General features: G+C 72.8%; 14 protein-coding genes and 2 tRNA genes. 8 read left to right on the forward strand and 8 right to left on the reverse strand.

Annotation, left to right across the window (positions count from 1 at the left end; translation table 11 throughout):
• Positions 1–216: 216 nt before the first annotated feature.
• Both tig and AABM36_RS08875 read right to left on the reverse strand, forming a co-directional pair.
• On the reverse strand, positions 217–1,545 hold the full coding sequence (gene tig, locus AABM36_RS08870) for a trigger factor (protein WP_121240869.1): 1,329 nt from the start codon (positions 1,543–1,545) through the stop codon (positions 217–219).
• Positions 1,546–1,647: 102 nt separating this feature from the next.
• Positions 1,648–1,720, reverse strand: a tRNA-Pro gene (locus tag AABM36_RS08875).
• Positions 1,721–1,906: 186 nt separating this feature from the next.
• Between AABM36_RS08875 and AABM36_RS08880 the strand changes: the two genes are divergently transcribed.
• Positions 1,907–1,980 (forward strand) — tRNA-Gly (locus AABM36_RS08880).
• A gap of 140 nt (positions 1,981–2,120) precedes the next feature.
• Here AABM36_RS08880 and AABM36_RS08885 read toward each other — a convergent pair.
• Together AABM36_RS08885 and AABM36_RS08890 are read right to left on the reverse strand one after the other, a co-directional pair.
• Positions 2,121–3,041: a DNA-formamidopyrimidine glycosylase family protein gene (locus AABM36_RS08885; RefSeq protein WP_121240871.1), complete on the reverse strand. Its 921-nt coding sequence runs from the start codon at positions 3,039–3,041 to the stop codon at positions 2,121–2,123.
• A 15-nt stretch (positions 3,042–3,056) separates the two neighbouring features.
• A complete protein-coding gene (locus AABM36_RS08890) occupies positions 3,057–3,569 on the reverse strand; it encodes a ribose-5-phosphate isomerase (protein WP_121240873.1) in 513 nt (170 codons plus the stop codon).
• Positions 3,570–3,830: 261 nt separating this feature from the next.
• On the opposite strand from AABM36_RS08890, the gene pepN reads away from it, so the two are divergent.
• Together pepN and AABM36_RS08900 are read left to right on the forward strand one after the other, a co-directional pair.
• Positions 3,831–6,422, forward strand: coding sequence for an aminopeptidase N (gene pepN, locus AABM36_RS08895; RefSeq protein ID WP_121240875.1), 2,592 nt, complete (start codon positions 3,831–3,833; stop codon positions 6,420–6,422).
• A gap of 131 nt (positions 6,423–6,553) precedes the next feature.
• A complete protein-coding gene (locus AABM36_RS08900) occupies positions 6,554–6,985 on the forward strand; it encodes a globin (protein ID WP_423445863.1) in 432 nt (143 codons plus the stop codon).
• Between the two features lie 124 nt (positions 6,986–7,109).
• Here AABM36_RS08900 and AABM36_RS08905 read toward each other — a convergent pair whose 3' ends face one another.
• Together AABM36_RS08905 and AABM36_RS08910 are read right to left on the reverse strand one after the other, a co-directional pair.
• A complete protein-coding gene (locus tag AABM36_RS08905; RefSeq protein WP_121240877.1) occupies positions 7,110–7,820 on the reverse strand; it encodes a hypothetical protein in 711 nt (236 codons plus the stop codon).
• The gene (locus AABM36_RS08910; protein WP_121240878.1) at positions 7,817–8,284 is read right to left on the reverse strand and encodes an acyl-CoA thioesterase; all 468 of its coding nucleotides are present in this window, start codon (positions 8,282–8,284) and stop codon (positions 7,817–7,819) included. Before AABM36_RS08910 ends, AABM36_RS08905 begins: the two co-directional genes overlap by 4 nt.
• Before the next feature lie 43 nt (positions 8,285–8,327).
• On the opposite strand from AABM36_RS08910, the gene AABM36_RS08915 reads away from it, so the two are divergent.
• Positions 8,328–9,218, forward strand: a complete 891-nt coding sequence (locus AABM36_RS08915; protein WP_121240880.1) for an acyl-CoA thioesterase — start codon at positions 8,328–8,330, stop codon at positions 9,216–9,218.
• A 221-nt stretch (positions 9,219–9,439) separates the two neighbouring features.
• Here the strand turns inward: AABM36_RS08915 and AABM36_RS08920 are convergent, their stop codons facing one another.
• The gene (locus AABM36_RS08920; protein WP_121240882.1) at positions 9,440–10,702 is read right to left on the reverse strand and encodes an MFS transporter; all 1,263 of its coding nucleotides are present in this window, start codon (positions 10,700–10,702) and stop codon (positions 9,440–9,442) included.
• On the reverse strand, positions 10,699–11,469 hold the full coding sequence (locus AABM36_RS08925) for a siderophore-interacting protein (RefSeq protein WP_121240884.1): 771 nt from the start codon (positions 11,467–11,469) through the stop codon (positions 10,699–10,701). The genes AABM36_RS08920 and AABM36_RS08925 overlap by 4 nt, the downstream gene beginning before the upstream one ends.
• A gap of 247 nt (positions 11,470–11,716) precedes the next feature.
• Here AABM36_RS08925 and AABM36_RS08930 point away from each other — a divergent pair, with 247 nt between their 5' ends.
• From AABM36_RS08930 to AABM36_RS08945, 4 genes are read left to right on the forward strand one after another with little or no spacing between them, the layout of a single operon-like run.
• Positions 11,717–13,195: a pyridoxal phosphate-dependent decarboxylase family protein gene (locus tag AABM36_RS08930; RefSeq protein ID WP_423445867.1), complete on the forward strand. Its 1,479-nt coding sequence runs from the start codon at positions 11,717–11,719 to the stop codon at positions 13,193–13,195.
• A complete protein-coding gene (locus AABM36_RS08935; protein ID WP_423445869.1) occupies positions 13,192–15,321 on the forward strand; it encodes a GNAT family N-acetyltransferase in 2,130 nt (709 codons plus the stop codon). The genes AABM36_RS08930 and AABM36_RS08935 overlap by 4 nt, the downstream gene beginning before the upstream one ends.
• Positions 15,318–17,249: an IucA/IucC family protein gene (locus tag AABM36_RS08940; RefSeq protein WP_423445871.1), complete on the forward strand. Its 1,932-nt coding sequence runs from the start codon at positions 15,318–15,320 to the stop codon at positions 17,247–17,249. The genes AABM36_RS08935 and AABM36_RS08940 overlap by 4 nt, the downstream gene beginning before the upstream one ends.
• Positions 17,246–19,990 carry a GNAT family N-acetyltransferase gene (locus tag AABM36_RS08945; protein ID WP_423445873.1) on the forward strand — a complete coding sequence of 915 codons (2,745 nt, stop codon included), beginning with the start codon at positions 17,246–17,248 and terminating at the stop codon, positions 19,988–19,990. Before AABM36_RS08940 ends, AABM36_RS08945 begins: the two co-directional genes overlap by 4 nt.
• Positions 19,991–19,998: the final 8 nt, after the last annotated feature.

Raw genomic sequence — 19,998 nt, forward strand, 5'->3', positions numbered from 1 at the left:
GGAAGGGTCGCCGCGGCTCGCCGGACGAGCGCGGGGCCCACGTACATTTCCTGAGTCAGAAGCGTAGTGCTCACCGTGTCCGCCCACCCCCTGTTCCCGGGGCTGTTCGCTGGTGGCGCATGGTGGCACGCCCACGGCGAAACGCCGCGGCCGCCCCCGGTGAAGGGGCGGCCGCGGCGTCGTCTTACGCGTGCTCCGCCGGGGCGGAGGGGAGGATCACTCGCTGTCGGAGGCCTCGGCGTCCTCGTCCGCGGTGCCCACGAAGGAGGACAGGTCCACGGTGTTGCCCTTGGTGTCGGTGACCTTGGCGGTCTCCAGGACCTTGGCCAGCGCCTTGCGGCGGCGGACCTCGCCCACCATCATCCCGGCCTGGCCGGAACCGTCGAGCATCTGCGCGAACTGGTTCGGGTCCATGCCGTACTGCTGGGACATGGAGATGATGTAGTCGATCAGCTCGGACTGCTCCACGCCGACCTCTTCGGCCTCGGCCACGGCGTCCAGGATGATCTCGTTGCGGAACGCGGTCTCCGCGTTCTTGCGGACCTCGGCGCGGTGCTCCTCGGTGTCGTGGCCCGGCTCCGCGGAGGCCTGGGCCTGCTCGGAGTCGAAGTGCTGGGAGATCTGGTCCTCGATGACCTTCTCGGGCACGGGGACCTCGATGAGCTCCACGAGCTTGTCCAGGACCTTGTCGCGGGCCTCGATGCCCTGCTCCACCACGGCGGACTCGGCGGCCTGCTTCTTCAGGTCCTCCTTGAGCTCGGCGATGGTGTCGAACTCGGAGGCCAGCTGGGCGAACTCGTCGTCGGCCTCGGGCAGCTCGCGCTCCTTGACGGCGGTGACCTTGACCTTCACGGTGGCCTCGGCGCCGGAGTGCTCGCCGCCGGCCAGGGTGGTCTCGAAGGTGGCGTCCTCGCCGGCGGAGAGACCGGTCACGGCCTCGTCGATGCCCTCGAGCATGGTGCCGGAGCCCACCTCGTAGGAGAGGTCGTTGGCGGCGTCGACCTCGTCGCCGTCCACCAGGGCCTGCAGGTCCAGGGTCACGTGGTCACCCTCGGCGGTGGGGCGGTCCACGGACTTCAGGGTGCCGAAGCGGGCGCGCAGCTCGTCGAGGGCCTTCTGCTCGTCCTCGGCGGTGGCCTCGCGGGCCTCCACCTCGACCTCGAGGCCCTTGTAGTCGGGCAGCTCGATCTCGGGGCGGATGGCCACGGAGATCTCCACCTTGGTGTCGGCCTCGCGGTCGTTCTCCTCGGGCTTGGAGAGCACCTCCACCTGCGGCTGGGAGAGCGGGGTCAGCTCGTTCTCCGAGAGGGCCTGCTGGTAGAAGTTGTTGAGGCCCTCGTTCAGGGCGTTCTCCACCACGAAGTCGAAGCCCACGCGCTGGTCGATGAGCTTGGAGGGCGTCTTGCCCTTGCGGAAGCCGGGGATCTGGATCTGGTTGGCCAGCTCCTTGTAGGTCTCCTGCACGAAGGGCTTCAGATCCGCGTACGCGATGTCAATCGTGATCTTCGCCTCGGTGGGGTTGAGTTTCTCGACGGCGCTCTTCACTTCCGCTGTACTCCTGGGGTCGTTGGGTGCTTACGGCAACGGACCGGGGTCGGTCCGGTGGGTCGACGGGCTCCGCAGCACGGGTGCTGCGGGGCCCAGACGTCGGGGTGACAGGACTCGAACCTGCGATCTCCTGCTCCCAAAGCAGGCGCGCTAGCCACTGCGCTACACCCCGTGGTCGCGTGCTCGCCGGGCGGGCCGCGGGATCCCGCGCGAGCGCGGGACGAGGGCGCCGGACCACGTGCAGCGGGCCGACAACGTTCCACTCTATCGTGTCGCGGGGCCACGCCCGGAAATCGGGGCCCGGGACTGCGGGCGAGTGGAAGGCGGGGAGGGCCTCGTGTACTCTTTTCACGTCACCGGGGGCGTAGCTCAATGGTAGAGCCCCAGTCTTCCAAACTGGCTACGCGGGTTCGATTCCCGTCGCCCCCTCCAGACCCTCGGAGAACCCCGCAGCGCCCGGCGCTGCGGGGTTCTCCGCATTCCGGCGACGCCGCACGGTCACCGCACCGCGCCCGCGCACCTCCCCGGGTCCCCGCGCGTCCCCCGCCCCCGGGTCCCGGACCTGCCCGGACTCAGGCCTGGCAGCTCGGGCACCAGTACAGCCCCCGGCCGTTGAGGTCCTTCTTCAGCACGGTGGCCCCGCACCGCAGGCACGGCTTCCCGTGACGGTGGTAGACGTAGTTCGCGTGCTCGGGCCAGGCCTCGGCCTCGGACACCCCGGGACGGTCCGCGGGGTCCGTGGTGATGATCCTGCCCACCCGCACGCCCACCGCCATGAGCTCCACGTTCTCCTCCCACAGCCCCAGCAGGTCCTCGCGCGTGAGCGAGGTGCCGGGGGCCACGGGATCCACCCCGCGGCGGAAGAGGGACTCGGCCCGGAAGATGTTGCCGATCCCCGCCACCACGTGCTGCTCCATGAGCAGCACCCCGATGGGCCGTCGGGACCTCCCCGCGGCCGCGACGAACGGCTCGGGGTCCGCCTGCGGATCCAGCGGGTCCGGACCGAGCTTCGCCTCCGCCGCGCCGGCCTCCTCGGGGGTCTCGGCCACGCACAGTGCGGGGCCGCGCAGATCCGCCCAGCCGTGCTCCCCCGCGAGCCGTACCCGCACCGCACCCACGGGGGCGTCGGGGACCACCCGCCCGGCGTCGTCGTACTGCACGGTTGCCGCCGCGGAGCCGCTCTCGCGCTCCCCCAGCCGGCGCGGTGCGCCGATCGAGGACGCCGCCGCGAACGTCTCGTCCCCCGCAAAGCTCCACGCGCCGTAGATGCCCAGGTGCGAGCGCAGCACGAGGACGTCCGAGGGGTCATCCGGCGCGGCGAGGTCCAGGTAGAGGTGCTTGCCGTGGGCCCTCGAACGCGTCAGCACACGGCCGTCGAGCAGCGCGGCACCCGCGGAGAAGCGACCCTGCGGGCTGCTCACACGCAGCTGCTGACCCTCGAAGAGATCGGCCAGCTGGCGCGCGAGACGGTGGACGGAGTGGCCCTCGGGCACCGGTGCGGACCCCGCTCAGTTCGCGGTGAAGGGGCGCGTGGTGACCGCGGACAGCGTGCCCGCGATGTCCCCGGTGCGCTCGTACTCGCCCAGCTGGGCGATCCGGCGGACGTGGCGCTCGTCGCCCGAGAACGGCTCCGCGAGGAAGGTGAGGGCGAGCCCGAGGGCCTCCTCGAACTCGTGCTGACGACCGCCGAGCGCCATCACCTGGGCGTCGTTGTGCGCGCGCGCGAGCTTGGCGGTGTCCTGGTTCCACACGAGGGCGGCACGGATGCCCTCCACCGTGTTGGCCGCCATCTGCTCACCGTTGCCGGAACCACCCAGCACGATCCCCAGGGAGTCGAGGCCGTTCTCCCGGTCCTCCTTGACGCCCAGGGCGGCGCTGATGCAGAACGCGGGGTAGTCGTCCGCGGCGTCGTACTCCACCGGTCCGTGGTCGATCATCTCGTACCCGTGCTCGGTGAGCTTCTCCATGAGGTGGTGCGAGAGCTCGAGGCCGGCGTGGTCGGTGGCGATGTGCACGCGCATGGGTGTCAGCAACTCCTGGCTCGATGGGCGCGGCCGTGCAACGGCCGCGGGTCGGTGGTGACCCCCACTGTAGCGCCGAGGGCGCGGGCCACGACGCCGCGCCCGGTCGTCGCAGACACTCCCGTGCGCGGACTCGTGCCCCGCGCCCCCGGGTGGAGCGGTGCGCACCGTCAAGAGGTCGAGCGGGACGTGTGGCGGCTGTCATAATGACTGAATGCGCCGCGTGCGCATGGACTTGTCGTCGAGGAGAGGAACGCCGTCGTGCCCGGAACCAACCTGACCCGAGCGGAGGCCGCCGAGCGCGCCAAGGTCGTCTCGGTGCAGTCGTACCGAGTGGAGCTGGACCTCACCGAGGATCCCCGGACCTTCCGCGCGCGCACCACGGTGGCGTTCACCGCCGAGCAGGGGACGAGCACGTTCATCGACGCCATCACCACCTCGGTGGAGTCCGTCACCCTCAACGGCGCGGCCCTCGACCCCGCCGAGGTCAGCGACGGCGAGCGCATCCAGCTCCCGGGGCTCGCGGCGCAGAACGAGCTGGTGGTCGAGTCCACCATGTACTACATGAACACGGGCGAGGGCCTGCACCGCTTCGTGGACCCCGCCGACGGTCAGGTGTACCTCTACTCGCAGTTCGAGGTCGCGGACACGCGCCGGATGTTCCCGGTGTTCGAGCAGCCGGACCTGAAGGCCACGTTCCAGTTCTGCGTGACCGCCCCGGCGGAGTGGGCCGTGGTATCCAACCAGCCCAGCCCCGAGCCCGTGGCGGTCTCCGAGGGTGTGGCCCGGTGGGACTTCTCCCCCACCCCCGTGATGTCCTGCTACGTGACCGCGCTGATCGCCGGCCCGTACCTCAGCACCCACGACGGCCTGGTCTCCTCCGACGGCCGCACCATCGAGCTGGGTCTGTACGCGCGGCGCTCCCTGTTCGAGCACATGGACGCCGAGGAGATGTTCGAGGTCACCAAGCAGGGCTTCGAGTTCTTCGAGTCCCAGTTCGACACCCCCTACCCGTTCGAGAAGTACGACCAGCTCTTCGTGCCCCAGTTCAACGCGGGTGCCATGGAGAACGCGGGTGCGGTGACGTTCGTGGAGTCCTACATCTTCCGCTCCAAGCCGGCCCAGGCGCTCGTGGAGCGCCGCGCCATCACCGTGCTCCACGAGCTCGCGCACATGTGGTTCGGGGACCTGGTGACCATGCGCTGGTGGAACGACCTGTGGCTCAACGAGTCCTTCGCGGAGTACATGTCCACCCTGGCGTGCGCGCAGAACACGCAGTACACCAACGCCTGGACCACGTTCGTGGCCGGGGAGAAGTCCTGGGGCTACGCGCAGGACCAGCTGCCCACCACGCACCCCATCAAGGCTGAGATCCCGGACCTCGAGGCCGTGCTCGTGAACTTCGACGGCATCACCTACGCCAAGGGCGCCTCCGTGCTCAAGCAGCTGGTCGCGTGGGTGGGCCAGAAGGAGTTCATGGCCGGGCTCAAGCGGTACTTCGACAAGCACGCGTGGTCCAACACCGAGCTCTCCGACCTCATGGTGGAGCTCGAGGCCGCGAGCGGGCGGGACCTGACCGACTGGTCCGAGCGCTGGCTCGAGACCGCCGGGGTGAACACGCTGGTCCCCCGCGTGGAGACCGACGACGACGGCGTGATCACCTCCTTCGCGATTGAGCAGATCGGCCAGGAGGGCCACCCCACCCTTCGGCCCCACCGCGTGGCCGTGGGCTTCTACGACCACCACGAGGACACCGGACGGCTCACCCGCACGTTCCGTGTGGAGCTGGACGTGGACGGCGAGCTCACCGAGGTCCCCCAGCTCGTGGGCCGTGAGCGCCCGGACCTGGTGCTGCTCAACGACGACGACCTCGCCTACGCCAAGATCCGCCTGGACGAGTGCTCCCTGGCCACCGCCATGACCCACCTCGGGGACTTCGAGGAGTCCCTGCCCCGCTCGCTCGTGTGGGCCGCGGCCTGGGACTCCGTTCACGACGGCGTGAGCCCCGCGAGCGACTACGTGGACCTGGTGCTCTCCAACGTGGGCCACGAGACCGACTCCACGGCCGTGCAGGTGCAGCTGCGCCAGCTGGACACCGCCCTGGACCGCTACCTCGCCCCGGACCACGCGGACGAGGTGCGCGCACGGGCCGCGGACACCCTGTGGGACCTCACGGCAGCGTCTGCGGCGGGCTCCGACCACCAGTGGCAGTCCTTCCGCGCGTTCCTGCGCCGCGCCTGCACCGAGGCGCAGGTCGACCGCGTGGCAGGCTTCTCCCGCGGCGAGGGCGTGCCCGAGGGCGTCGAGCTGGACACCGACACCCGGTGGGCGGTGCTCACGTCGCTCGTGGCCGCGGGCCGCGCCGGAACTGACGAGATCGAGGCGGCCCTGCGCGAGGACAACACCGAGACCGGCGCGATCGCCGCCGCCACCGCCCGCGCCGCCGTGCCCACCCCCGAGGCCAAGGCCGAGACCTGGCGGCTGGTCGTGGAGCAGGGCGCCCTGCCCAACTCCCAGCAGCAGGCCGCGATCGCCGGCTTCTTCCGGGTGCACGACGACGCCCTGCTCACCCCGTACGCCTCCCGCTACTTCGCGGAGGTCACCAGCGTGTGGCGGGAGCGCACCCACGAGCTGGCCCAGCAGATCGCCGTGGGGCTCTTCCCCCGCAGCGCCACGCCGGACACCGTGGACGCCGCCCAGCAGTTCCTGGACGGGCTGGACCCCGCCCACAGCGGTCTGCGCCGGATCGTGCTGGAACGTCAGGACGCCGCCCGCCGCGGTGTCCGCGCACAGCAGGTCGACGCCGCCGCCCGGGCCGAGCGTCCGACCGACGGTTCGGACTCCGAGCGGTGAGCCCGGACCCCGACCCCGCAGGGGAACCGCATCCTTCCACTCCCGGACCGCTGTCCCCGGACGCGGCCGCCCCGAGCGGACGGCGCACGTTCACCCTCGGAGCGGTCGGCTCCCGGTCCGCCGGGCCGTCCGTGACCCAGCCACCGCAGCAGGTGGGGGACGCCCGGGAGGCGGCCGAGGCGGCGTCGTCGGACTCCTTCTACGCGCAGGTGGGCGGGCACGAGACGTTCGAGAAGCTCACCCGCGAGTTCTACGCGCGCGTGGCCGAGGACCCGGAGTTCAAGGCCCTGTACCCGGAGCAGGACCTGGGCCCGGCCGAGGAGCGGCTGCGGATGTTCCTGGAGCAGTACTGGGGCGGGCCCACCACGTACTCGGAGCAGCGGGGCCACCCCCGGCTGCGCATGCGCCACGCACCGTTCCCCGTGGACACGTGGGCGCGGGAGACCTGGCTGCGGCACATGCGCGCGGCCATGGACACCCTGGAGCTGTCACCGCTGCACGACGGCATCATGTGGGACTACTTCGACCGCGCCGCCCACGCCATGGTGAACCGTCCGGGCTGAGATCCGGGTGACTCCTCGACCGGGCCGGCCCCACGGCCGCCCGGCACAGCGAAGCTGGCCGCGCCCGGGAACTGCTCCCGAGCGCGGCCCGCTCGCGTGTGCTCCGCCTGGCGCGGTGGGCGGCTCAGCGGGGCAGCTTGACGAGCACGTGACCCGCCCCGGTGCTCAGCCGGGCCCACTGTCCCGTCTGCTCCACGGCCACCCGCACCACGGGTTCCGAGGACGGGAGGAAGCCCAGCACGTCCAGGGCGAAGGCGGCGCCGTCAGGAATCTCCGGGCCGTCCAACGGGCCCCAGTCCGAGGACGCGCCCCACACACGGGAGCGCACCTTCTGCACCACGGCCGCGCCGGAGTCCGCCGGGACGGTGTCTGCCACGGTCTGGATCCCCCGCCGGGCCACCTCGTGCGCGCGGTGGGCCGCCACGGAGCCCACGGCGCTCCAGCCGGTGCGCGGTGCCACGATCCCGGCCCACGCGGCCGAGACCTGCTGCGGCGGGGCGCTGAGCCACACCGCCTCCTCGCCGGCGGCCGGGGGCTCGCCCGCGACCCGCGCCAGCCGGTCCGTGACCGCCGACGCCGCCACGGTGAGGTCCAGCACCGTTGACTCCGCCAGTTGCATGGTCCGCAGCCCCAGCACCACGGGCGCGGTGTCCAGCAGTCCTGCGGGGTGGACCACCGAGACCCACACCGCGAGCACGCGGTCCAGGCCCTGCAGCCGGACTGCCGCCTGCGGGTCCACGGAGCGGGCGCGGCTCAGGTAGGTGGCCAGGTCCGCGGCGTCCTGCCGGTCGAGCAGCGCGAAGCCCGCCGCGCCGGGATCTCGGGGGGCGCTCATTGCCCGTGGGAGTACTTGACGTCGTCCTCGAGCGAGGCCAGCAGCGCGCGGTGGTCCTCGGAGAGCTTCACGCTCCTGCCCGACTCCGGATCCATCACCACGATCACGGACTCCCCCTCCGCGTACACGTGGGAGCCGTCCTCCTCCTGCAGCCGGTAGGAGATGGTGAACGAGGATCCGCCAATGCGCGAGATCCATGTGCGCACGTACACCGGGTCCATGCGGAAGAACAGCTGCTCCTTGTAGTCCACGCTCTGGTGGGCCACCACCGTGCGCAGCTCCCCCACGGACTCCCGGAACGTGGTGTCCTCGGGGATCCCGTGGTCCGGGTCCTTCGCGATCGGCGAGGCGGTGAGCCGCACGCGGGCGTCCTCGAAGTAGCGCAGCATGGTCACGTTGTTGATGTGGCCGTACTGGTCCTGGTCGAAGAATCGCATCTGCACGGGGACGTCGAGGGAAGTCATGCGTCCATCACACCACATCCACCGCCCGGTTTAGAGTGGGCCCATGACTTTGGATCCGACGCAAGACCCCGTGGAAGCCCTCATCCGCATGCTCGATCTCGCCGACGGCGGCGGTGCGCGCACCACGGAGGACATCTTCGTGGGACGCACCATCACCACCCCCCGCGCCCGCGTGTACGGAGGGCAGGTGCTCGCGCAGGCCTCGATGGCGGCCATGCGCACCGTGGACCCGGGCCGGGCGATCCACTCGCTGCACGCGTACTTCCTGCGCGGCGGGGACATCGAGCTGCCCATCACGTTCGGCGTGGAGCGCGTGCGGGACGGGCGCTCCTTCTCCGCGCGCCGCATCCACGCGTACCAGGAGGGCAAGACCATCCTGTCCATGATCGCGTCCTTCCAGGAGCCCGCCGAGGGCCTGGAGCACCAGGACCGGATGCCGGAGAACGTCCCGGACCCGGAGACCCTGCCGTCCCTGCGGGAGACCCTGGGCGCGCTGGACATCCCCGAGGCGCGCGCCCAGGCGTTCGAGCGCCCGTTCGACATGCGCTACATCACCGAGCCGCTGTTCCTGCCGTGGCAGGGCGCGCAGGACTCCTACAACGCCGTGTGGGTCAAGGCGCTCGCGCCGCTTCCGGACGACCCGCAGATCCACCGCGCCGCCCTGGCGTACGTGTCCGACTACACGATGATGGAGCCCATCCTGCGCCGCCACGGCCGCTCCTGGGGCGAGCGCGGCATGAACGTGGCCTCCCTGGACCACGCCATGTGGTGGCACCGCTTCGCGCGCGCGGACGAGTGGATCCTCTACACCCAGACCTCCCCGAGCGCGTCCTCCGCGCGCGGGCTGTCCATCGGGAAGATGTTCACGCGGGACGGCACCATGATCGCCACCACCGTGCAGGAGGGCATGATGCGGCTTCCCGAGTTCCACTGAGTTGCACCGCGCACAGCACGACGACGCCGCAGGGGTGACCCTGCGGCGTCGTCGTTCGTACGGTGCGGGAAACGCTCCACCGCGGTGCGGCCCGCGCGGGGCCGGCCGCCAGCAGTGCCGCGCGAGCACACCCCCTCCTGGGGTGCGGCCCGCACACACCCCTCCTGGAGTGCGGCCCGCGCACGGTGGGCCAGCAGCGGCGCGGGCGGGTGCGGCGTCGGTCAGCGCCTCGCGGAGAGCAGCGGGTGGGTGCGGCACGCCACCACGCCGGCCACGGCCACGGCCAGCCCGAAGACCAGGGCGGTGCCGTAGCCCCCGGCGCCGGCGATGAACAGCCCCGCCGAGGCGCCGATGGTGCCGCCCAGCATGGAGATCGAGCTCAGCAGGGTGAAGTCCGCGCCCGCGTGACCGGGGCGGGCGATGCCCAGGTTGACCGCGTAGATGCCGGTGTTCATCACCGTGTAGCCCGCGAGCACGCAGCACGCGCCCACGATCCCCAGCAGCACCTGCATCCCGTGGGCGAGCTCCGCCCCGGACCAGACCACGGGGATGAAGCAGAGCCCGCCGAAGAGCTGGATGGCCGCCCCGATCAGCAGGGTGGTGCCGCGGCCACGGGTGCGGCACAGTCGACCACCCATCAGGGCTGCCGCGAGGGCGGGAGCCGCGGCGATCACCGAGGTCACGGTGCCGATGAAACCCAGGGACCACCCGGCGTCCACGAGCGCGGGCGTGACGAGCGACCACACGGCCGCCGAACCGAGGGCCACGAGCGGAACGGCCACGAGCGCCCAGCGCTTCCCACCCGGCACGGACAGTACGCCGAACATCCGGGACAGGGCCGCGGGCCGCGCCTCCACGGGCGCGTACTCCTGCTCCCGGTGGCGCAGCACGGGGACCATGGCCACCGCGGTGCAGGCCGCGAGCATCACGACCGCCGCACGCCAGCCCCACGCGTCGTAGACGAGCAGCGCGAGGCCGCCGCCCACCACGGTGCCGATGTAGCTGGCCCCCACCTGGACGCCCGCACCGAGATCGTGCTGCTCGGGCTCGAGTCCGCGCACGGACAGGGCGTCCGCGGCGATGTCCTGGGTGGCGGAGAACAGCACGAAGGCCGCGGCCAGCAGGATGATCACACCGAGGCCGTCCTGGGGGTCCGAGAACACCGCCATGGCCAGCAGGGACAGCACCATGAGCGGCTGCAGCACCAGCAGCCAGGTGCGGTAGTGCCCACGCGAGCGCGCCGGGGACCAGCGGTCCAGCAGGGGCGCCCACAGGAACTTCAGCGGCCACACGAGCGCGAGCAGCTGCAGCATGCCCAGGGTCCCGAGGTCCGTGCCGCCGTCCCGCAGGATGCCCACCAGCCCGGTGGAGAGGAACGACGCCCCGATGAACTGCGTGGTGTACAGCGCCCACAGCAGCAGCCAGAAGGGTCGGTTCCCGGAACGCACCGCTGCCACGGGCTCGGGGGCTGTCAGGGTGCTCATGCGTTCCTCCAGTAGGCGGTGGCGTCGATGTGGGTGCGCGGAACCCCGTAGTGGGTCCGCAGGGTGGTGCTCAGCCGGCGGTTCTCGGAGGCCTCCACGGCGATCCAGAACCGGTCCTGTGCCGTGGGACGGCGGGTGTCCCAGTCCGCGAGGACGGCATCCGCCATGGTGGAGCCCTCCCCCTCGTGGCGCACCCGGCGCACCGTGTGGTGGGGTGCGGCGTCGAGCGGGAGGTTCTCGTCCTGCGGGTTGCGGTAGCCGAACCACACCTCCACGTCCTGGGACTCCAGGGCGGGGAGCATCGCGTTGACCGCGGGCAGGCTTGCCGGGTCCCCCACGATGACGGTGCGGCCGGTGAAGGCGGTGTCGAGCGACGGCGAGGGGGACTCCGCGGAGGCGCGGCGCGGCGCCCGCTTGGGCTGCCACGGCGGGGTGCTGCCCAGCAGCGAGGCCCGGATGGTGTCCCCGGGGGTGCACGTGCGGGCCCAGTCGGAGGCCGCGCCCTCGTGCAGGGCGAACTCCATGTCGAACAGGCCCCGCTCCGGGCGGGGGTTGATCACGGTGAACGCCCGCTGGTGGTCCCTGCCCTCGGAGGTGAACCACAGCCGCAGCCACAGCGTGGGGAACGGGGTGTGCCGGGCCAGGAAGCCCTCGTCCCGCACGGTGATGCGCGTGTAGGTGTCGCTCACGTCCTCGCGGGCGACCACGCTCAGCACGGTCTCCGAGGCCCCGAGCGCGCGCACGGCCAGTCGTTCCCAGTGGGGCATGGGGGTGGTTCTCCTTGATCGGCTGGTGTGTCGGTGCGGGGTTCTGGAACGGTGCGCACCCGTGGGCCCCGTGGGCCAGGTGCCCCGACCGGAGGACGGAGGGTGTCCATCCCGTTCTCTCCCGCTGCCGGGGGCGCGAGTACACATCGACTTCTTCTTAGGTTAGCCTAACCTGTCGTGGAATAGGTTACCCATTCGTATCCTATTACGCCCGACGAGTGCACCCCACGGAAAGAAGCCACGTTTCATGAGCTCACCCCTTCTGCACCAGGACACCGTCGCCGACCTCGTGAGGGACGTCACCACGGCCGCGGCCGCCGGCGCCGCACGCATGGCCTCGGCCGAGCAGCCCCACGAGCCGGCATCCCACGCGCAGATCGCGACGGAGCTTGCGCACGTGGACCTCGACTCGCCCCTGCGGGACTTCGACGCCGCCGTGGACGAGCTGGACCGCACGTGGCTGCGCCACGCCGTGTGGTTCCACCACCCGCGCACCCTGGCCCACCTCAACTGTCCGGTGGCGGTTCCCGCGGTGGCCGCCGAGACACTGGCCACAGCGGTCAACGTGTCCCTGGACACGTGGGACCAGTCCAAGGCCGCCACCGTCATGGAGCGGCGGCTGCTCGCGTGGACCGCCGGGCGCATCGGCTTCCCCGAGGGCGCCGACGGCATGTTCACCCCGGGCGGCACCACCTCCAACCTGCAGGCCTTGATGCTGGCCCGCGACGAGTGCCTCGAACGCTCCGCGCTCGTTCCGGGAGCGGCCCCGCGACCGGTGCGGGCGGCGTCGTTGCGGATCCTGGCGAGCACGGAGAGCCACTTCTCCGTGGTCACCGCGGCGCACGTGCTCGGCCTGGACGACGACTGCGTGGTCCCCGTGCCCGTGGACGACCGCGGCAGGCTGTCCGTGTCCGCCCTGCGGCGCGTGGTCGCCGACCTCGAGTCGCAGTCGCTGACTCCCATGGCCGTGGTGGCCACGGCGGGGACCACGGACCGCGGGGTCATCGACCCCCTGCCCGAGCTCGCCGAGCTGTGCACGGCGCAGCGGATCTGGCTCCACGTGGACGCCGCCTACGGCGGAGGACTGCTGGCCTCCCCCGCCCACCGGGACCGGCTCGCGGGGATCGAGGGCGCGGACTCCGTCACGGTGGACTTCCACAAGACCTGGTTCCAGCCGGTCAGCTGCTCCGCGGTGGTCGTGCGGGACGGGAGCACGCTGCGCCACTGCACGCACCACGCCGCGTACCTCAACCCCGCGGACACCCCCGAGCCCAACCAGGTGGACCGCTCCCTGCAGACCACCCGCCGCTTCGACGCGCTCAAGCTGTGGGTCACGCTGCGCACCCTGGGCCCGGACGCGATCGGACGGCTGCTGGACACCGTGATCGACCTCGCCGCGCGCACGGCGGACGCCCTGCGGGAGGACCCCCACTTTGAGCTGGTGTGCGAGCCGTCCCTGAGCACGGTGCTCTTCCGGTGGCAGCCCCCGGCCCGGGAGGACGGGCCCGAGGACCCCGACCGCTGGGTCCGCGCGATCCGCCGCGCCGTGTGGGACACCGGCCGCGCCACCGTTGCCGAGACCGAGATCGAGGGCCGCCCGTGCCTGAAGCTCACCCTGCTGAACCCCGAGACCACCGACGAGGACGTCCGGGCGGTCCTGGACCTGGTCCACGAGACCGCCCTGTCCCTGCTGACCCGCGAGCACACCGGAAAGGCCTGCGCATGACCCCCCGACACACCGCTCCCACCACGCCCCGCCCCGCAGCGACCACGGACCGGGGCACCCCGGAGAACCCCCTGGACCTGCTGTGCGTGGGGGTGGGCCCGTTCGGTCTGGGCCTGGCGTGCCTGGCCGATCCCCTGCCCGATGTGCGCGCCGCGTTCCTGGACGCCGCCGAGGGCTTCAACTGGCACCCCGGGCTGCTCTTCGAGGACGCCACCCTGCAGGTCCCGTTCCTCGCGGACCTGGTGACCATGGCGGATCCCACGTCCCGCTTCTCGTTCCTGCAGTGGCTCAAGGAGACGAACCAGCTGTACCCGTTCTACGTGAGGGAGTCCTTCTACCCGCTGCGGCGGGACTACAACGCATACTGCCGCTGGGCCGCCGAGCGGGTGCGCGGCGTGCACTGGGGCCACCGGGTCGTGGAGGTCACCCGGCCGGCCGGGGAGGGCCCGTGGCGCGTGGAGGTCGAGGCGCACGGCGAGCGCCACGCGTGGTGGACCCGTCACCTCGTGGTGGGCACCGGGACGGTTCCGCAGCTGCCCGCGCAGCTCACGGAGGTCTCCGGATCCACGGTGCACGCCGGTGAGTACCTCGCGCGGCGCGAGGACCTGGTGAGCCGGGGGCACGTGAGCGTGGTGGGCTCGGGCCAGTCCGCGGCAGAGGTGTTCCTGGACCTGCTCGCCACCCCGGACGGTCCCGCCGTGGACTGGATCACGCGCTCGCCGCGCTTCTACCCCATGGAGTACTCCAAGCTCTCCCTGGAGCTGACCTCCCCGGACTACCTGGACCACTTCCGGTCCCTGCCGGAGGCCGAGCGGGACCGGCTCAACGCGTCCCAGCCGCAGCTGCACCGGGGGATCTCCGACGACACGATCGAGGCGGTCCACGAGGCCCTCTACGTCCGCCGGGGTGATCCCCGTGCCGCACCCGTGCGGCTCGTGGCGGCCACCGAGCTCACGGGCGCGTGGCACGAGGGCGGGCGCACGGTCCTGCAGTGGCGCAGCACCGAGAACCACCGGGTGCGGGAGACGGTCACGGACGCCGTGGTGGCCGCCACCGGCTACCGCCCGGCAGCCCTGGACTGGCTCGAGCCGGTGCGCGAGCAGCTCTGCCTGGACTCCGCGGGGCGGCTGAGCCCCGAGCGCCACCACAGAGCCAGTGCGGACGGCACCGTGCACGTGCTCAACCACGGCGAGCACACGCACGCCCTCACCGCACCGGACCTGGGCATGGGTGCGCTGCGCAACGCGCACGTCCTGGCGCACGTGACGGGCCGGGAGCCCTACGCGACCGAGGCGCACACCACGTTCCAGAGCTTCGGGATGATCCCGCAGGCCCCCTCCGTCCCCCGGGTGGACCCCTCCCGGTGGCACGACGGCGCCCTGACGCTCCACACGCAGGGGCGCACGTTCTCGCTGCGGCCGGTGGACGTGGACGCGGACCTGCCGCTGCTCCACGCGTGGCTCAGCGCGCCGCGCGCCCACGCGTGGGAGCTCGTGGGAGCGGCCCCGGAGGAGGTCGCGCGCGAGTACCGCCGGATGGCCGCGGCTCCCGGTGAGGACGCCTGGCTCGTGAGCGAGCACGGCGAGCCGCTGGCCCTGCTCGAGACGTACGACCCCGCCCGCAGCCCGCTCGCCGCGGTCTGGCCCGTGCGCGACGGCGACGCCGGTCTGCACCTCTTCGTCGCCCCCTCCACCCGCCCCGTGCCCGGCACCACGCGCGCCGTCATGGCCGCGGCCCTCCGGTTCCTGTTCTCGGACCCGTCGGTGCAACGGGTGCTCGTGGAGCCGGACCTGCGCAACGAGAGGATCCGCGCGATCAACCGATGGGCCGGGTTCCGGGAGGTCGGCGAGTGCCCGCTGCCGGGCAAGACGGCGTGCGTGAGCGTCGTCGACCGCGCGGACCCCGCACCCTGGAAGGACGGGGAGCACGACGACGCCCGCGACCTCCCCGGGGCCGTGTCCGTCCCGGAGGCGTCGGGGTCCGGTCCCCGGCGCGACACCGGCCCGCGGCCACCTGCCGCCGGTACCGACGCGTCACAGGCCCAGGACGGCGGGGAGCGGAACCCGCACCCCGCGCCAGCCGCTCGTACCCGCGCCGACCACGACACCACGGAGGTGACCCGATGAGCGGTGCCACCGAGCCGCAGGACACCACCCACCAGCTCCGGCGCGCGACGCCGCACCCCACGGACGCTCCCGCGCTGAGCCGGGAGCAGGCACAGACCCTGCAACGGGACGTGCTCGCCAAGATGTTCTCCGAGTTCAGCCACGAGCGGATGCTGACCCCCGAACCCTGCGGAGACGGGTGGACGGTGGCGGACGCCTCGGGCGCCCCGCGCTGGTACTTCGAGGCCACCCGGCACCCCCTCGAGCACTGGGAGGTGGACCCGGACTCGGTGCACCGCATCGACCCGCAGCCCGCACCGGGCGTCTGCCCCGGCGACAGCGGTGCTGCGACCTCGGCGGCGCCGGGACCGGGCGGCGTCGTGCCCGCATCCGCGGACGACCGGACGGCGGGCGGCACCGCGCCGGACGCCCAGCAGGCCGTGCTGGACCTCAGGGACGTGCTGGGGCTCAGTGACGAGATGCTGCCGCTGTACCTGGAGGACCTCTCCGCCACGATGTTCTCGATGGCGCGGCGTCGCGCGGCTCCCGCGCCCACCGCGGCGGAGCTGGCCCGCAGCGAGCTGCCCGAGGTGGAGCGTTTCCTGGACCGCGGGCACCCGGGGTTCGTCGCGAGCTCGGGCCGCGTGGGCATGGGTGCTGCGGAGGCGGAGGCCTGGGCGCCGGAGGCAGCCGAGCCCACCCCGCTGACGTGGCTGGCCGCGCGCCGGTCCCTGTGCACCGTGGCCCTGGGCACGGAGCTGGACCACGAGGAGCACGTGAGCCGTCACCTCACGGCCGGCGAGCGCGAGCGCTTCCGCGCGGTGCTCCGCGACACCGGTGAGGACCCGGACGACTACACCGTGATCCCCGTGCACCCGTGGCAGTGGGAGCACCGGATCCTGCCGGGGATGCTCCCGGACGTGCTGCGCAGGGACCTGGTGCTGCTGGGTGAGGGTGACCACCTCTGGCGGGCGCAGCAGTCCCTGCGCACGTTCCTGGACGTGACCGACCCGCACCGGGACTACGCCAAGACCGCGATGGGCGTGCACAGCATGGGCTTCCTGAGGGGCCTGTCCCCCGCCTACATGCGCGCGATGCCCGCGATCAGCGACTGGCTGCACGCAATCACGCAGGAGGACCCGTTCCTTCGGGAGCGGGGCATCCGGGTGCTGCGGGAGCACGCGTCGGTGGGCTACACCGGGGACGCGCACCACCGCAGCGGGGTGCGCTCGGACCACACCAAGCAGCTGGCCGCGCTGTGGCGCGAGTCCCCGCTGCCCCTGCTGGCACCGGACGAGCACGCCGCGAGCCTGGCGGGGGTGCTGCACACGGACCGTGCGGGGCGTCCGCTGGCCGGGGCGTGGATCGAGCGCTCGGGAGTCCCGGCGCAGGACTGGGTCCGTGCGCTGCTGGACGTGTACCTCGTGCCCGTGGCCCACCTGCTGCTGTCCCAGGACACGGCGATGATGCCCCACAGTGAGAACGTGATCCTGCGGCTGCGGGACGGCTTTCCCGTGGGGGCGTTCTGGAAGGACCTGGGCGAGGAGGTCGCGGTGCTCAGCGACCGGCCCCTGCCCGCGGAGATCGAGCGCGTCCGCGCCGTCACGGACCCTCAGGAGCGCGAGCTGGCCGTCCACACGGACGTGCTCGACGGCGTGCTGCGCCACCTGGCCGTGCTGCTGCACACCACCGGGATCCTGGAGGAGACGCAGTTCTGGCGGATCGCCGCGCAGGCCCTGGACGAGCACCGCGAGCGGTTCCCCGAGCACTGGCGGGAGCTGGAGCTGTTCCGGGAGAGCTTCGCGCACTCGTGCCTGAACCGGCTGCAGCTGCGCAACCCGCAGCAGATGGTGGACCTGGCGAACCAGTCGGAGTCCCTGACCTATGCCGGCCGGCTGGAGAATCCGCTGGCCACGTTCCGCGAGCGCACCCGAGGAGGAGTTCGATGATCGAGGGACCGGGATGGCGCGTCGTCCGCGACCCCGCCGGAGTGCCGCACGTCCAGTCCGATGATCCCACCGCACTGGCTCACGGCCACGGGTACGTCACCGGCCTGGACCGTGCATGGCACGTCGAGGTGCTGCGCCGCCGGGCCGAGGCCCGCTCCGCCGAGCTGCTGGGTCCGGACGCGTTCGACGCGGACGCGCTGAGCCTTGCCGCGGACGTGGTGGGCACCGCGCGGCGCTGGTGGGAGGCGGCGTCGCCGGCGGACCGAGAGTTCTTCGCCGCGTACGCCCGCGGGATCTCCGAGGCACTGGCGCAGGTCTGGGCCGACACCCCCGAGGTGCGCGAGGCGGGTCTGGCCCAGGATCCCGTGCGCGCGTGGGATCCGTGGACACCGATCGCGGTGCACCTGGACACCCACCTGCTCACCGGCAGCCTCCCCGAGCAGCTGTGGCGACGCCGCGTGCGGCGCGTGCTCGGCGAGGCGTGGGTTCCCGTGCTGGACGCCGAGTCCCCCGCGGCCGCCGGCTCCAGTGCGTGGCTCGTCCCCGGGGAGCTGTCCGTGAGCGGCGCGCCGCTGCTCGCGGCGGATCCCCACCGGATCGTCGAGGAGTCCGGTCCCTACCAGCCCGTGTGCCTCTCCGCCCCGGGGCTCCGCGTGCGCGGTCTGGCCCTCGTGGGGCTGCCGGGTGTGCCGCACTTCGGGCGCACCGAGACGGCCGCGTGGGCGATCACCGCCGCCATGACCGTGACCGAGACGCTCACCGAGCTGCCCGTCGAGGCCCGGGACGGTGCCTGGCGCGTCCTGGACACGGGCGAACCTCTCGCGGCCCGCCGCGCCGTGCTGCGAGCCCGCGACGGTGTGGAGCTCACCATCACCGTGCGCTCCTGCGCGGCCGGCTTCGTGCTGCCGGGCACCGAGGCTGAGGAGTCCCTGCTCGACGACGCCGCCCCCGGCTCCTCCGCAACCGTCACCGTGGTCTCCCCCGCCCCCGTGCCGGTGCCCTCCCGGGCGCTCGCCGCGTGCCGGGAGCTGCTCGGCGCGCGCACCGCGGACGACGTGATGGCCGCGCAGTCCGGGTGGGCGGTGCCCTGCAACGACGTCCTTGCCGCGGATACGGACGGTGCGTGCCGTCACACGGTGGCCGGGTCGTTCCTCGGGGCAGCGGAACCGCCCCGGGCGCTGCACGGGATCACGGTGCGGGCGAACCAGCGCCCGTCGGACGCCGAAGGCTCGGCGGCGCGGCTCGCGTGCGCCTCCCCGCACCGCGCGGACCGTGCCACCGCCCTGCTGGACTCCGTGCTCGCGGAGCACGGGAGCATCCGCCACGAGGACCTGCTGGCCGCGCAGCTGGACACCACCGCGCCGCACTGGCCGCGGCTGCTGCGGAGTCTCTTCGTGGAGCCAGTGCGGTCCACGGAGGGGAGGTCCGCCGAGGACTCGCACGCCGTCGCCTCACCGGCCCCCGACTCGCCCGGTGCGGCCCGCCCCGGTGCGCCCGAGCGACGGCTCTCCCACACGGCCTCCTGGGTGCGCGCCCGGCTGCTCGCGTGGGACGGGGACATGGCCGCCGGCTCCACCACGGCCTCGTGGTTCGCGGTGTGGCGCGACGCCTTCGTGCAGGAACTCGTGGCGGGCACAGAGCTGTCCGCGCTCACCGGCCCCACGGGCATGCCCGCCCTGTGGGATCCGTTCCTGGACGGCACCGGGCGCGTAGGACTCGCCGTGGAGAACATCGTGCGCCGCGCACCGGCGCTGGGTGTGGACGTGACCGGGTGCGCGCTGGCCGCCGTGGAACGGGTGGCCCAGGAGCACCTCGGGCCCGCCGGGTCCGTGCTGCCGCCGTGGGGAACCCTGCACGCGTTCAGCCCGTGGCGCGCCGACCCCGCCATGACCCCGGCCGCTCCCGTGCCGGTGGGCGGGGACACCGACTGCCTGCTCGCCGCCGGCACCCTGCCCGGTGCGGGCCCCGCGTGCCTGCGCGTGCCCGCGGCCCGGGTGCTGTGGGACCTCGCGGACCCGGCGGCGTCGTGGTGGATCACCCCCGACCCCGTGGACCGCGGCCAGCGGGGCGAGGCTCCCGTGCACCGGTGGTCCCGCGGCGAGGTGGACCAGGCCCTGCCGTTCGTCCCGGCGGGCGCCGTGGGCACCCCGGGCGGCGTGATCGACCTGGGCACGCTTCCCGGAAGTGCGCAGGACCCGGCAGACCGCGCCTCCGGGCCGCACGCACGTCTGCGCCCGGTGGATCCCGCGCACGACGCCGCCGTGATCCACGAGTGGGTCAGCGCAGCCCGCGCGCGCTTCTGGGGCATGACCGGCCTCAGCCGTGAGCAGGTCGCGGAGATCTACGGCTACCTGGCCGACTCCCCCACCCACCACGCGTGGCTCCTGGAGCTCGACGGCGCCCCCGCCGGGATCTTCCAGAGCTACGAGCCGCACGCCGATCCCGTGGGCGCGGCCTACCGGGTGGAACCCGGGGACCTCGGGATCCACGTGCTGCTGGCTCCCACGGAGCACCGCACTCCCGGGCTCACCGGGGCCTTCGGACGGCTCGTTCTCGAGCAGATCGCCCGCCACGGGACTGCCCGGCGGATCGTCGCCGAACCGGACGTGTCCAACGACCGCGCGCTGGCCCGACTGGAGGCCACCGGCTTCGAGCTCGGCCCGGCCATCGACCTGCCGGGCAAGACCGGGCGACTCGCGTTCCTGCGTCTGGGCGGAGCAACGAGCCACGCGCAGGGCTGACAACGCCG

Origin of the sequence: Kocuria sp. KSNUG (genome assembly GCF_049532735.1) — a bacterium.
Lineage (GTDB): Bacteria > Actinomycetota > Actinomycetes > Actinomycetales > Micrococcaceae > Kocuria > Kocuria rhizophila.

What these genes read in the sequence shown, in the direction of transcription:
- AABM36_RS08890 (WP_121240873.1), bottom strand. Translation starts at nt 3,569, where the DNA reads ATGCGCGTGCACATCGCCACCGACCACGCCGGCCTCGAGCTCTCGCAC.
- AABM36_RS08905 (WP_121240877.1), bottom strand. Translation starts at nt 7,820, where the DNA reads ATGAGCGCCCCCCGAGATCCCGGCGCGGCGGGCTTCGCGCTGCTCGAC.
- AABM36_RS08910 (WP_121240878.1), bottom strand. Translation starts at nt 8,284, where the DNA reads ATGACTTCCCTCGACGTCCCCGTGCAGATGCGATTCTTCGACCAGGAC.
- AABM36_RS08915 (WP_121240880.1), top strand. Translation starts at nt 8,328, where the DNA reads ATGACTTTGGATCCGACGCAAGACCCCGTGGAAGCCCTCATCCGCATG.
- AABM36_RS08920 (WP_121240882.1), bottom strand. Translation starts at nt 10,702, where the DNA reads ATGAGCACCCTGACAGCCCCCGAGCCCGTGGCAGCGGTGCGTTCCGGG.
- AABM36_RS08925 (WP_121240884.1), bottom strand. Translation starts at nt 11,469, where the DNA reads ATGCCCCACTGGGAACGACTGGCCGTGCGCGCGCTCGGGGCCTCGGAG.
- AABM36_RS08930 (WP_423445867.1), top strand. Translation starts at nt 11,717, where the DNA reads ATGAGCTCACCCCTTCTGCACCAGGACACCGTCGCCGACCTCGTGAGG.
- AABM36_RS08935 (WP_423445869.1), top strand. Translation starts at nt 13,192, where the DNA reads ATGACCCCCCGACACACCGCTCCCACCACGCCCCGCCCCGCAGCGACC.
- AABM36_RS08940 (WP_423445871.1), top strand. Translation starts at nt 15,318, where the DNA reads ATGAGCGGTGCCACCGAGCCGCAGGACACCACCCACCAGCTCCGGCGC.
- AABM36_RS08945 (WP_423445873.1), top strand. Translation starts at nt 17,246, where the DNA reads ATGATCGAGGGACCGGGATGGCGCGTCGTCCGCGACCCCGCCGGAGTG.